The 1097-nt window shown below is 39.7% G+C and carries 1 protein-coding gene; it reads right to left on the reverse strand.

Annotated elements, in window-relative coordinates:
- Window positions 1-88 precede the first annotated feature (88 nt).
- Window positions 89-1097 (reverse strand): group II intron maturase-specific domain-containing protein (locus F6K51_RS37975; RefSeq protein ID WP_293031513.1); only part of this gene is annotated, 1009 nt, incomplete at its 5' end.

Below are 1097 nucleotides of genomic sequence, written 5' to 3' on the forward strand. Positions count from 1 at the left end.
TTTGGCGGGTAAGGCAGGAGATGTTACCATCTCCTCCTCCCCTAAGAACCGGACTTGAGACTTTCACACTCATCCGGCTCAAGCCTATTCAGTCCACCCTTTTGTGTAGATGTTTATTTTTGGCTTTATGACAGTGTTGGTGTAGAATCATTAGATTCGCCTTGCTGTTGTTGCCTCCATCCCTGATTGGCACTATATGATGTACCTCGAACGCTTCGTCCAAACAAATTGGCTTTCCGCATATAGGGCATATGCCTTTTTGTCTGGTGTAGATTTGTTCATATTTGCTGCCTTTAGCGAATTTGGTTTTACCCCATTTCGTTTGGCGCTTTTTCCAGTATTCGATTAGTGTGGGGTCAAATGGTGAATTTTTCCCTTTTACCTTCTCAAATCTGATTATAGGTACATCCTTGGCAGCGTTGACTAAGACTTCTCTGTTCTTCCTTTTACCTTTGATGTCGGCATATGGATTGTGAGGGTCTTGGTCAATTTTTGTGTAGTACTTCCGTTTAATCCATTTCCAGGACTTCTTAGGATGTTTCCTTTTTAGGTACCTGTATATGGCATCTAATACCTCTTTCCTGATTTTCGAAAATGTCTTTTTGGAGCATACAAAACGGTAGTAATTTAGCCATCCTCTGATTTTAGAGTTGAGTCTATTTAACACCGTATCGAAGCTCAACACTCTTCCTTCATTCTTGAGATATTCCCGTATATTGGTTAGGAATTCTTTGGTTTCCTTCTTACCAGGTATTATGAAGCATGAGTAACACTCTTCTTCTTTTAATTTGGCATTAGGGGAAGGTATCCGTTTTGCATTAGGTTTGGCGTTAATTCTCATTTTGTGAGCAAAACGTTTATACCTGTTGCTTCCATACCTGAGTGTCTTGCCTTTGAATTGCCGTATATCAAATCCGAGGAATGAGAATCCCTCTTTTCTGATATCTCTGATTTGAGTCTTAGCTTTATTCAGTTTCAATCCTCTTTGGGCTAACCATGATTCTAACTGAGGGATTATCTCTTCAAGATTTTCCCTGGTTTGACTGGTTATAACAAAATCGTCCGCATATCTAGCAAATTTATATTTGTTTACCTCC

It is taken from the genome of Moorena sp. SIO3I8, from assembly GCF_010692325.1.
Taxonomy (GTDB): domain Bacteria; phylum Cyanobacteriota; class Cyanobacteriia; order Cyanobacteriales; family Coleofasciculaceae; genus Moorena.